Here is a 12,210-nt window from a genome sequence, read left to right on the forward strand (position 1 = left end):
TAGTTTTGCAGCTTATGACGTACGATAATTCGCTTGCTTTTGCGCGGCAACTTGACCAGCAGGACCCTTTACGCTACACGCGTGACTTTTTCCACATCCCGCAGCGGAATGGAACGGAGCTAAGGTATTTGTGTGGGAACTCGCTGGGTTTACAACCTAAAGCTGCCCAGAGCGCTCTGGAAAAAGAACTGTCGGTTTGGCAGAATCTGGGCGTAGAGGGTTGGTTTGAGCCGAGCGATGCATCGGGACAAGTCTGGCTGAACTATCACGAGCGTTGCCAGCCAGCACTGGCGCATATTGTAGGAGCTGCTTCTGAAACCGAAGTCTGTCCGATGAATGCGCTTACGGTAAATATTCACCTGCTGTTGACGTCATTTTATCGCCCTACTGCAAAAAAACGGAAGATTTTAACGATCAAAGGGGACTTTCCGTCCGACCAGTATGCGCTGGAAACCCACGTCCGTCAGCGGGGTATCAATCCAACGGATGCCATAATCGAAATCGCCCCCCGGGCCGATGATTTTCTGATTCACACCACTGACATTCAGCACGCCATTGCTGAACACGCTGATGAGTTAGCCGTGATCTGGATGAGTGGACTGAATTACTACACTGGCCAGGTGTACAATATGGCAGCCATTGCGCAGACGGCCGCACAGCATTGCATTCCAATTGGGTTTGACCTGGCCCACGCCATCGGTAATATCCCGCTTCGTCTGCATGAGTGGGGCGTCGATTTTGCTACTTGGTGTTCATACAAATACCTGAATGGGGGACCGGGAGCAGTCTCCGGTATTTTCGTACACCAGAAGCATCATGATCAGAATCTGCCCCGTCTGGCAGGCTGGTGGGGGTACCGGGAGGACCGACGGTTTAATATGACCCCCGGTTTTCTGCCCGCTTTAGGAGCGGACGGCTGGCAACTGAGCACACCGAATATTGTAGCGCTGGCGTTGCACCAGACCTCGCTGGCTATCACAGCTGAGGTAGGTATGACGGCTCTTCGACAGAAGAGCGAGCAGCTTACAGGCTACCTGGAGTATTTGTTGGCTCCTTACAAACAGATCATCCAAATTACGCCCGATGACCCAAACCAGCGCGGGAGCCAGCTTTCCTTACTGCTGCAAAAAGGAGGAAAAGACTTATTTAATCACCTGACAGAAGCAGGAATTATAGGCGACTGGCGAGAGCCCAATTGCATCCGGTTGGCCCCCGCTCCCCTCTACAACACGTACGAAGACGTTTGGCGCGTGGGCGAAGCACTACAGCGCTTCTTTGGTGTCTAGCTTATTTTTAGTGTACAGGTATAAACCTTGGTAAATAAGCCGAAAAGCCCCTTCAACCTGTTCGATACCTGCTTCAGTACGAAGGTCGATACCCAGCACCGATTGTGCCTGTTGACCTCGGATCGACAGGACCGTTAGGGCGCTGGAGAGCACGGCCGCAACAGCCCGTCCGTTTTCGATCTGACTAATGTTTGATAGCTCGTCTATAACCTGACATAACTGCTCTTCTCGCTCGTTGGGAATCGAGTCTACGTTGGCATTCGCTAATAAGCGAGCTTTGAAAAATTCCTGGGCTTCAACATCATGACGCAGAGATCGGTAGAGTTGGATGAGGTAATCGCAGCTTTTCTCAAAGAACTGGTCGAGCGGAAGATGCCGGAATTCTTCCGGATCAATGGACGTAATAATGTTAGAACGTGTCTGTTGATAGTAGGCCTGCAGAAGACCATCTAAACCGCCGAAATAGCGATAAATCAGAATTTTATTAATACCTGACCGGCTGGCGATCCTGTTGATGCCAATTTTGTCGAAGCCACTCTCGGTAATAATTTGCCCAACTGCTTCAATCAGTCGCTTCTCAGTTTGCGCCCGGTCGCGTTGCATAATACGTTTTGAAGGGGTGGTTAATAAATAAGTATGTAACCATTCCGTCACAAAGTAACGAACTAAAGGGGTTTTTAGTGAACCGGTAGTTGTGAGAAAATAGGCAGAGGAGTTGTTTTTAAGAAATATGGAGTGGCTGGCTAAAGGCAACGTTTCGTTTGAGCCCGTCTAACTTAGTCCGTTTTACCGCAGATCGGCGGAATATTTCCCGGAATACGTCGTCGGTTATTTCTTCCCAATCAGACTTCGACAGTGTCTTCAGGCTGGGATGCGGATGAAAAGCCGCCGTCTGATGCGGGCGCGCAAAACGATTCCAGGGACACACATCCTGGCAGATATCGCAGCCGAAAATCCAGTTGTCGAATTTTCCCCGAACGTCGTCGGGAATGGCTTCTTTCAGTTCAATCGTGTAGTAGGAAATGCATTTACTACCATCAACGACGTAAGGGCCGACAATTGCGTCGGTTGGACAGGCGTCAATACAACGGGTGCACGTACCGCAGTAATCGGTAATCGGGCCGTCGGGTTCAAGGGCAAGGTCAAGAATAAGTTCGCCGATGAAGAAATAAGAACCCATCGTACGGTTGATCAGGTTGGTGTGTTTACCCACCCAGCCCAAACCGCTTCGTTTTGCCCACGCTTTATCCATGACGGGGGCTGAATCCACGAACGCCCGACCGCTCACCTCCCCAATCTCCTCCTGGATAAAAGACATCAATGATTTAAGCTTGTCTTTTATGACAAAATGGTAATCTTCGCCGTAAGCGTACTTCGAGATTTTGTAATCGTCGGGTTCTTGAGGGAGTGGTTGTTCGGGATAGTAGTTCAACAAGACAGTCAGCACTGACTTGGCGTCATCGACCAGTAACCTCGGATCGAGCCGCTTGTCGAAGTGGTTGGCCATATAATTCATCTGGCCATGCATGCCGTTTTTAAGCCAGGTTTCCAGACGAGGAGCTTCGTCTTCCAGGAAATCAGCTTTGGCTACCCCGCAGAAATCAAATCCCAGCGAAAGAGCCTTGGCTTTGATTAACTGGGTATACTGACTGGCGGCTGCGTGCATTAAACGGGACGTTGTGTGTACCGCCATAACATATTTCAGTCAGAATAATTCGCTACAAACGAATAGATTTTGATGTATGACAGGGAACGTTTTTCGTGTCAACTTGGCAGAAAAACAGAAATTGGTCAGTCTTTTGCCCATCTTTGTCCATGTATTTCTGGAAGAGAAATAAAGACTCAGTAATGGAAAATAAAGAAAACCTGGACGAAAATCCGGCTTCTGCCGCACAACAACCTGACAGCCTGGCAACTGACGAACTGACAACCGACGAAGCAGTAACCGTTAATGGGGGAGAGGCAGACGAAACGACTACTTCCGAGCCGGCAAACCGTGAGCTTGCTGAATTGAAAGATAAATACTTACGCCTTTACGCCGACTTCGAAAATTTTCGTCGTCGTACGGCTAAAGAAAAGCTGGAACTGATCAGCAATGCCAATGAAGGACTGTTGCAAGCTTTAATTCCGGTAGTTGATGATTTCGAGCGAGCGATGCAATCGATTGATAAAACCGATGACATCGCAGCCGTGAAAGAAGGAGTATCACTGATTTATGCCAAGCTGTTCAAAACGCTGGAAAATAAGGGCCTCAAGCCGATGGTATCGAAGGGGGAACCCTTCAACGCTGACCTGCATGAATCGGTAACGCAGTTCCCGGCTCCCAGCGAGGATATGAAAGGCAAAGTGATTGACGAAGTCGAGAAAGGTTACTACCTCAACGACAAGGTGATCCGGTTTGCAAAAGTGATTGTAGGAAGTTAAAGCATAATGAGCGAAAGAATGAAAGAATGAAAGAGCGAATAAAGACTATACTGATTCGCTCTTTCATTCTTTTGCTCTTTCGCTCTTTGAAGATATGGCAACAAAGCGCGACTATTACGAAATACTGGGGGTAGACAAAAACGTATCGCCGGATGAACTGAAGAAGGCCTACCGAAAGATGGCCATCAAATACCATCCGGATAAAAACCCCGATGATCCAAACGCCGAAGAAAAATTTAAGGAAGCGGCCGAAGCGTACGACGTTCTGAACGATCCCCAGAAGAAAGCGCGCTATGATCAATTTGGGCATGCCGGCGTAGGCGGAGCGGCCGGGGGCGGTTATGGCGCGGGCGGACCGTCTATGGAAGATATCTTCAGCCAGTTCGGCGATGTCTTCGGCGACGACTCTCCTTTTGGCAGCTTCTTCCGGGGAGGCCAGGGTGGTGGTCAGCGGCAGCGGGTTCGACGTGGTTCTGATCTGCGGATTAAGCTGAAACTGAACCTGCAGGAAGTCGCAAACGGCGTTGAGAAAAAGATCAAGGTAAAGCGGCACGTTACGTGTAACACCTGTGGTGGTAACGGCTCCAAAAACGGTACGGCTGTGCAAACCTGCTCAACCTGTAACGGCACTGGACAGACCCGCAAAGTGGTAAACACGATGCTGGGACAGATGGTATCGACCAGTACGTGTCCAACCTGTAACGGGGAAGGCAAACTTGTTACGGATCGCTGTGACGCCTGCTTCGGTGAAGGACGGGTGTTGCAGGAGGACGTAATTCCGCTCAAAATTCCGGCTGGCGTTGCCGAAGGTATCCAACTATCGGTTGGTGGTAAAGGAAACGTACCGCCCCGTGGTGGCGTAGCGGGCGATCTGCTGATTGTTATTGAAGAAGAGGAAGACGCTGATCTGAAACGTGACGGTAACAACGTTGTCTTCGATCTATACGTAAATTTCGTTGATGCGGCTATCGGGACCAGCGTAGAAGTACCAACAATTGACGGCAAAGCGCGTATTACACTTGATCAGGGTACGCAGAGTGGTAAAATCCTGCGCTTGAAAGGTAAAGGTATCAAAGAACTGAATGGATATGGTCGGGGTGATCAGCTTGTTCATGTCAATGTCTGGACGCCTAAGATCCTATCCGCCGAAGAGCGGTCGTTGCTGGAAAAACTACGTAATTCGCCCAACTTTCAACCCCGTCCGAACAAAAACGAAAAAGGCTTCTTCGACAAAATGAAAGATTTCTTTCACGGCTGATTGAACTGAACATTGGTAATGTATAATGCAGAAACCCCGCCATCGGCGGGGTTTCTGCATTAGGAAAAGAACGATTGGTAGAGCTGATCTGGCAAGGGAAAATAGGTACGTTTGTTGTTCCGTACTGCAGCGATAAACCATAAAAGTGGCAATGCCGCTCAGCTTGACTAATTGCTGATAAATCCACGAACTTGATAGCGATAATCTGAAAACTGGCCCTGATATCCTACCATGATACAGTCCGAGTATAAAAGTTGCTTAAGTATATAGTCTGAGCCTCTCTGGTCTGAACTACTTATTTATTTCTTAATTTTTTAATTATTTTGTGTTTATTTTGAACCTTATTTAGGTAGGAACTTAACCAGTCTCTCTACTACATGTCTGACTATCTGACTAATGATCCTGAACTATGGAACGCCTTTCGGCAGGGCGATGAGCAGGCCTTTGCGCAGATATATCGGAATTACGTCAAGGTGTTGTACCGTTACGGCTTGAAGATTACTCCTGACACCTCCCTCATTGAAGACTGCATCCAGGATTTATTCATTGAAATCTGGGGGAGCCGGGCCCGGCTGAGCGAGACGGATTCGATCAAGTTTTACCTGTTTCGGGTGATACGTCGGAAGATTTATAAGCGCCTTACGCATCAGTTGTCCACGCACTACGACTCGCTGGACGTAGCTGGTGAACTAACGGTTGATTCATTTGAAAGCATATTGATACAGGATCAGGAAACGGCTACGCACAAGGATAAACTTCATCAAGCCCTGACCCTGCTGCCGGTCCGCCAGCGTGAAGCAATTAACTTACGTTTCTTTCATGGCTTTAGCTATGAGCAGGTGGCTGACATCATGGACATCAATCTCCAGTCGGTCCATAACACCATTCAGAAGGCCATGAAACTACTGCGCGCTCACCTCGCTACATTCATGTTGATGGCGCTGATCAGCCTTTTTTAACTTTTTCAATAAAAAATTTCTTTTTGTGGGGTAGTGATCGATAAATAGGCGCATTAGATAGATGACGGGACTTCCCAGTTAACCAAATCAATGACTTATTTATCCTTCGAGCCGGAAGATTTTGCCGTCGACGCTTTCTTTATTCGCTGGGTCCGTGAGCCCGACGAAGAAACAGAAGCGTACTGGCAGAACTGGCTGCAAATGTATCCATACAAGGTGCAGGATATAGCCTTAGCTCGTCAACTCGTTCTGCTGCTGGCTTCCGATACCGATGTGGACCCGACCGAGCCGGTTATCCGGGCCATGTGGCAGCAAATACAGGACGGCAAGCAAAGTGATCCGGTTATCATCGAGCACCCTGCCCAACGATCCTGGATTTGGGAAGCCAGTCGGGCTGCGGCCGTCATTACCCTGCTGATGCTGGCTGCCGGGGGCTATTATTTCTGGCAAAACCGCACGGTGACGTATGAAACCGCATACGACGAATCTCAGCGCATCAAGCTCCCTGATGGCTCATTTGTTGATCTGAACGCGCACTCGACACTAGCGATGAGCGCGAATTGGCAGGAAGGGGCTAACCGGGACGTGTGGCTCAGCGGAGAAGCGTTTTTCACCGTTTCGAAGAAACAGCAGCAGGGTAAACCGATCAAGTTTACCGTTCACACGAGTGACCTGGACGTTGAGGTAAAAGGCACGCAGTTCGATGTTAGCACCCGCAAGCAGCAAACCAAAGTTGTGCTGAGCGAAGGCAGTATTCAACTTCGTCTGAACGAGCGATCGGGCGATCAGTCGCTGCAGATGAAACCCGGCGATGCCGTCGTTTTTTCGAAAGAAAATCAACGACTGGCCGTCGATCATCTGGTCAATCCGCAGGCTAGTCATTCGTGGACCAGCAGCCGTTGGACACTGGACGATACCAGTCTGAAGGAGGTGGCGACGCTAATCGAAGAAACGTATGGTGTACCGGTCTCTTTTTCAGACAATGCACTGCCGAAACTAACGGTAACGGGGGTCATCCCGACGAATAGTCTCCCTGATTTGCTGAATACGCTGGAAAGCATCCTGTCCATTAAAATCGATCGGCAGCCCAACCGGCTGATCGTCCACGCTATGCATTAACGGTAGCAACCCCAGTACATATACCCCTTAATCAAGTAACATGAAAAAGACCTACTTCTTCATGGGTGGCTTGTTGTGCCTGGTCACAACGCTGGCTCCTGAACCCTGCCTGTCGCAAACGCTGGCTATGGCCCGGCTTCAGCAGGATTCCCCACCCAACTTCCGCAGTGATTACCGCACGGTCTATCAGGTACTGAAAGAGCTGGAAACAAAGCATTCCATCTTCTTCATGTTCCACAACGAAAAAATCAAAACCATGCAAGTACGCTTTCAACCGTTACCGGATGAGAGTGTTCAGAAAACACTGGACCGTATACTAAAGGCCAACGGCCTCGGTTACAAGCAGCACGGGAAAATCTTTGCTATTTTTCCCGCCAACGAGAGCGGCAAAAATATCCGGCAGTTCAAACAGAAAGTAACGGCCATGCCAGCTAGCAGCCTTAATCAAGCGGGCAATTCGCCAACGAACCAATTACCGGCCCAACTTACGACGGCTACTAGCCAGAGCCAGGCAGATATTACCATAACGGGTGTAGTGAAAAGCGAAACTGGCGAAGGCTTGCCGGGCGTCAGCGTCGTCATCAAGAATACAACCCGTGGAGCGACAACCGACGCCGACGGGAAATACAGCCTGGCGGTTCCCGAAGGTGCAGCGACGACACTGGTTTTTTCGTTTGTCGGCTACCTGAGTCAGGAAGCCACAGTGGGCAACCGGCGATCTGTTGATATTCAGCTCGTTCCCGATCAGAAATCGCTGGAAGAAGTGGTTGTCGTTGGGTTTGGCACGCAGAAGAAAGTAAACCTGACCGGCTCCGTATCAACCGTTTCAGCCAAGGAAATTGAAAACCGACCCATTACGCAGGCGTCGCAGGCATTGGCGGGTCTGGTTACGGGCGTGGTCGTGTCGCAGGGACTTGGGCAGCCCGGCAACGATGGTGCTGGGATTACGATCCGGGGCATCGGTTCATACGGTGCGGGTGGTGGACCATTGATTCTGGTCGATGGACTGGCTACGTCGATCAACGACGTTGACCCCAACAACATCAAAAGCGTCTCGGTGCTGAAAGATGCGGCTTCGGCGTCGATCTACGGAAGCCGCGCGGCCAATGGTGTCATTCTGATCGAAACCAAGCGCGGCCAAAGTGGCAAATTACAGGTCACGTACAACAACTACGTCGGCTGGCAACGCCCGACAGCGCTGCCCGATTTTGTCGAATCCTGGGAATATGCGCAACTACGAAACGAGGCTAATGCCAACGTCGGCCTGGCACCATCGTACACGGACGCGGAAATCGAGAAATTCCGGAACCAGTCCGATCCGGACAACTACCCCAACGTACCCCATTTCAGGAACCTGTTGAACTCGGGTAATGGGTTGCAGACGTCGCACTCACTCAACTTCTCAGGCGGCACCGAACGGAACCGCTACTTGCTGTCGACAAGCTACCTGTCGCAGAACGGAATCGTGGCGAAGAATGGCTATTCCCGCTACAACTTCCTGCTGAACAACGACAGTCAGCTCAGCGACAAGATCATGCTTAAAGTCAGCCTGCAGGGATACACGTCCGAGAACCACTCTCCGCAGCAGTACGACAGTGGCATGAACAGTATGATCAACTTCGCCGTGCGGCAGGGGCCGATCTACGCGGGCCGAAAGTCGGATGGAACGTACGGGTATCAGGACAACTACAGCCCGGAAGCCTGGCTGTCGAGCACCTCGTTCTACAAAGGCACGAACAAGTACTTTCTGGGTAGTGGCGAGCTGAGCTGGACAATCCTGCCGGGTCTGGTTCTGAGTGGGAAAGCAGGCTACAACTACTGGGGCTACTACAACAAAAGCTACGCATCCGATTTTCGCTTCGACGCCAACAAATACGTCGGCCCCAACATGCTGACGGTAACCTCAGGACAGGGCTCGCTGGTTACGCTGCAATCACTGCTGACGTACGCGAAGTCGATCGGTCAACATTCATTCAATACGCTGGTCGGGGTATCGCAGGAGGAAAACACGGATTCGTATATCTCAGGCTTCCGCAAGGATTTTCCGACCTCCGTGCTTTATGAGCTAAATGCTGGTTCGGCTACGGGCATGAGCGCTTCCGGATCATCGTCAACCTGGGGTATACGGTCGGTGTTTGGCCGGGTTAACTACTCGTTCGGCGAACGGTATCTGCTGGAAGCCAACATCCGCGCCGACGGTACATCCCGTTTTCCGACGCGGGGTCGCTGGGGGTACTTCCCTTCGTTCTCGGCTGGCTGGCGTATTTCGGAGGAAGACTTCCTGCGTCAGGTTACCTGGCTGGATAACTTGAAGGTGCGGGCATCCTGGGGTATTTTAGGGAATCAGAACGTCGGGACGTACCCCTACCAGAACTTGGTGAGCCTGGGGCAAAACTATACGTTTGGCGGAGCGTTGGCTACCGGCGCAGCCACGACCCGGCTCAGCAACGCAGACATCACCTGGGAACAAACCGCCATTACCGATATCGGCCTCGACGTGAGTTTATGGAAAGGCAAGCTGAGTGCCGTACTCGACGTATTCGACAAAAAAACCTCCGGCGTACTATACAACATAGCAACGTCAGCTACGCTGGGCCTTGGTACGTCGGCGGTGAACATTGGTAGTGTCCGCAATACCGGATTCGAAGCCCAGGTGACGTATCAGGCCAAAACCGGCGGAGTCAACTGGAGCGTTTCGCCTAACTTCTCGTACATCAAAAACCGCATAACCGAGCTGGCCAACGGCCTACAGCAAAATATCAACAGTGGGCTGTTTGTGGGGCAACCCATCGGGGTTATCTACGGGTATACGGCCGATGGTCTGTTTACCACCACCGACGAAATTCGGCAGTATCCCAGTCAGCCCTACGCAGCGCAGCCGGGCTTTGTCCGCTACAAAGACATTAGCGGTCCCAATGGTGTTCCGGATGGCAAAGTAGACGCGACCTACGATCGTCAGGTCATCGGGAATACCGTCCCTAAATTCACGTTCGGGGCGAACCTGTCCGCCCGGTACAAAGGCTTCGACTTCATGGCGCTGGTGCAGGGGCTGGCTGGCTACCAGAAACAGATCGGTTCGTACTCGGCCTTTGCGTTCTACAACGGCGGTCAGATTCAACGGTGGCAGGTCGAAAACCGCTGGACAGCCAGCAACCCGGACCCCAACGCGCAGTATCCGAAGCTGACGAGTCTACAGATGGGCAGCGGCACGATCCAGACGTCGACCTACTGGAACCGCGACGCCAGTTTTGCCCGGCTGAAAAACCTGCAGATTGGCTATACCGTGCCGACAGACGTTCTCCAGAAGTGGAAGATCAATCGGTTGAGAGTCTATTTCAGTGGTCAGAATCTGTTCTCGATCAATGGTTTTTACCGGGGCTGGGACCCGGAGATGACAAACAGTACGGGCGACGGCAGCCAGTTTTATCCCATTACAAAAGTTTACACGTTTGGCCTCAATCTCACCCTGTAATACCGGGTAATGCGCACTCATTCAGGATCTGATCTCATGAAAAATAGCCTATCTCTTTTGGCAAAACGGGCGGCTAAGACGGCCCTCGTTCTGATACTCACGTCGACGCTACCGAGCTGTAGTGATGAACTCTTCGACAAGCAGCCCCTCGATGCCGTTTCCGATGCGACTTTCTGGAAAACGGAAAAAGATGCCTCGCTGGCGCTGGTGGGTTGTTACGATTTCGGCTCGGGCTGGGCCACGGGTGATTTCTTCGGTGGCATGTCCATGATCTATCTGGATATGATGGCCGGTTTTGGCTCAGAGAAAGAACTGATCCCTGACGTTGTCACCAATGGCACCCTGAACTCGGCGTATTGGCTGACATCCGCCTTCTGGGGAAATTCCTACAGGACCATTGCGCGCTGCAACAATTTCCTCACCCAAATCAACACCATCAACATCAGCGAAAGCAATAAGGCGATGATGATTGCCGAGGTGAAAACGATTCGGGCCTACCTGTACATGAATCTGGCGCTGTACTACGGCGATGTACCCATGCCGACCAAGGTACTGACCATACCGGAGGCCAATACCATCAAACGCAGCCCCAAAGCCGATGTCTGGGCGTTCGCCGAAAACGATCTGAAAAGCAGTTTCGCGAACCTCCCGGCTACGCGTCCGGCGGCCGAACGGGGCCGCATTACGTCCGGTGCGACGCTGGCCATTCTGGGACGGCTACAAATGGCACAGAAAAAATGGAGCGACGCAGCCGCGACCTACAAGCGGATCATGGATAGTAATGTCTACACGATCGATCAGGGCGGGTTTGCACAGTTGTTCCGGCAAACCGGCGAAAACAGCCGCGAGGTGGTTTTCGCCCACGAATACCTGGAGGATTTTGTCGGTACGGTTATGCTGCAATACCTGTACCCGGAGACCTACGGCGGCTGGCACCAGTTTTCGCCCTACAATGAACTAGTCCAATCGTACGAATGTACGGATGGAAAAACGGTGGAGGAATCGCCCCTGTACAACGCGAACGATCCGTATGCGAACCGCGACCCCCGACTCGACTACACGATCATGATTCCGGGACGGACGTCGTTCAAAGGCGTGCGGTACGAAGCCAGTCCAACCTCTACGTCGCCCGACCGCATTACCCGCTACAACTGGAGTGGCTACTGCATCAACAAGTTTATGGACCCCACGTTCTCGGGCAGTCTGATGAACTATGGCGGTAACTTCCCGCTCATTCGCTACCCAGAAGTATTGCTGAGTTATCTGGAATCAAAACTGGAAGCCGGCGACGCTATTGATCAGGCGCTGCTGGACGCGACCATCAACCAGGTACGCGGTCGTACATCGGTAGCCATGCCCGCCGTAAAGACCACCGACGCGGCCAGTCTGCGGACGATTTTACGTCGGGAGCGCAAAGTAGAGTTCGCGTTCGAAGGCTTACACTATTACGACATTCAGCGCTGGGGCACGGCCGCGACCGAGCTGAACCGGCAGTTTACGGGCATGAAGCTGACGAACTCCCCGGCTACGTACAAAGACTTTCCGGTGGACAGTCAGGGCTTCTACATCTACCAGAAACGTAATTTTGTAGCCGGCAGAAACGAGTTGTGGCCCGTTCCACAGTCGGAAATCGACATCAACCCCGGCCTGACGCAGAACAAAGGGTACTAGTTTATCAATCGATTCGCCATA

9 protein-coding genes are annotated in these 12,210 nt (G+C 51.6%); 7 read left to right on the forward strand and 2 right to left on the reverse strand.

All coding sequences use genetic code 11. From position 1 onward, the window contains the following. Positions 1-14: 14 nt before the first annotated feature. Positions 15-1,286, forward strand: coding sequence for a kynureninase (gene kynU, locus ACYVAD_RS19110; RefSeq protein WP_461141124.1), 1,272 nt, complete (start codon positions 15-17; stop codon positions 1,284-1,286). On the opposite strand, the gene ACYVAD_RS19115 is transcribed toward kynU, so the two are convergent. Together ACYVAD_RS19115 and queG are read right to left on the reverse strand one after the other, a co-directional pair. Beyond that, the gene (locus tag ACYVAD_RS19115) at positions 1,263-1,889 is read right to left on the reverse strand and encodes a TetR/AcrR family transcriptional regulator (RefSeq protein ID WP_461141125.1); all 627 of its coding nucleotides are present in this window, start codon (positions 1,887-1,889) and stop codon (positions 1,263-1,265) included. The genes kynU and ACYVAD_RS19115 overlap by 24 nt on opposite strands. 118 nt (positions 1,890-2,007) lie before the next feature. Continuing rightward, positions 2,008-2,952: a tRNA epoxyqueuosine(34) reductase QueG gene (gene queG / locus ACYVAD_RS19120; RefSeq protein ID WP_461141155.1), complete on the reverse strand. Its 945-nt coding sequence runs from the start codon at positions 2,950-2,952 to the stop codon at positions 2,008-2,010. A gap of 182 nt (positions 2,953-3,134) precedes the next feature. Here queG and ACYVAD_RS19125 point away from each other — a divergent pair, with 182 nt between their 5' ends. From ACYVAD_RS19125 to ACYVAD_RS19150, 6 genes are all read left to right on the forward strand, one after another. Continuing rightward, a complete protein-coding gene (locus ACYVAD_RS19125; RefSeq protein WP_461141126.1) occupies positions 3,135-3,710 on the forward strand; it encodes a nucleotide exchange factor GrpE in 576 nt (191 codons plus the stop codon). Positions 3,711-3,804: 94 nt separating this feature from the next. Continuing rightward, the gene (dnaJ, locus tag ACYVAD_RS19130) at positions 3,805-4,968 is read left to right on the forward strand and encodes a molecular chaperone DnaJ (protein WP_461141127.1); all 1,164 of its coding nucleotides are present in this window, start codon (positions 3,805-3,807) and stop codon (positions 4,966-4,968) included. Positions 4,969-5,345: 377 nt separating this feature from the next. Beyond that, positions 5,346-5,927, forward strand: coding sequence for an RNA polymerase sigma factor (locus ACYVAD_RS19135; RefSeq protein WP_461141128.1), 582 nt, complete (start codon positions 5,346-5,348; stop codon positions 5,925-5,927). A gap of 90 nt (positions 5,928-6,017) precedes the next feature. Further along, the gene (locus tag ACYVAD_RS19140) at positions 6,018-7,046 is read left to right on the forward strand and encodes a FecR family protein (RefSeq protein WP_461141129.1); all 1,029 of its coding nucleotides are present in this window, start codon (positions 6,018-6,020) and stop codon (positions 7,044-7,046) included. A gap of 40 nt (positions 7,047-7,086) precedes the next feature. Beyond that, positions 7,087-10,518 (forward strand): SusC/RagA family TonB-linked outer membrane protein, encoded by a 3,432-nt coding sequence (locus ACYVAD_RS19145; protein WP_461141130.1) that lies wholly within the window; start codon positions 7,087-7,089, stop codon positions 10,516-10,518. Positions 10,519-10,554: 36 nt separating this feature from the next. Beyond that, on the forward strand, positions 10,555-12,189 hold the full coding sequence (locus ACYVAD_RS19150; protein ID WP_461141131.1) for a RagB/SusD family nutrient uptake outer membrane protein: 1,635 nt from the start codon (positions 10,555-10,557) through the stop codon (positions 12,187-12,189). Positions 12,190-12,210: the final 21 nt, after the last annotated feature.

The sequence above is a fragment of the Spirosoma pomorum genome (genome assembly GCF_054776615.1).

Coding starts and splice junctions, on each gene's coding strand:
- ACYVAD_RS19150 (WP_461141131.1), top strand. CDS start 10,555: ATGAAAAATAGCCTATCTCTTTTGGCAAAACGGGCGGCTAAGACGGCC.
- ACYVAD_RS19140 (WP_461141129.1), top strand. CDS start 6,018: ATGACTTATTTATCCTTCGAGCCGGAAGATTTTGCCGTCGACGCTTTC.
- ACYVAD_RS19125 (WP_461141126.1), top strand. CDS start 3,135: ATGGAAAATAAAGAAAACCTGGACGAAAATCCGGCTTCTGCCGCACAA.
- queG (WP_461141155.1), bottom strand. CDS start 2,952: ATGCACGCAGCCGCCAGTCAGTATACCCAGTTAATCAAAGCCAAGGCT.
- ACYVAD_RS19135 (WP_461141128.1), top strand. CDS start 5,346: ATGTCTGACTATCTGACTAATGATCCTGAACTATGGAACGCCTTTCGG.
- kynU (WP_461141124.1), top strand. CDS start 15: ATGACGTACGATAATTCGCTTGCTTTTGCGCGGCAACTTGACCAGCAG.
- ACYVAD_RS19115 (WP_461141125.1), bottom strand. CDS start 1,889: ATGCAACGCGACCGGGCGCAAACTGAGAAGCGACTGATTGAAGCAGTT.
- dnaJ (WP_461141127.1), top strand. CDS start 3,805: ATGGCAACAAAGCGCGACTATTACGAAATACTGGGGGTAGACAAAAAC.
- ACYVAD_RS19145 (WP_461141130.1), top strand. CDS start 7,087: ATGAAAAAGACCTACTTCTTCATGGGTGGCTTGTTGTGCCTGGTCACA.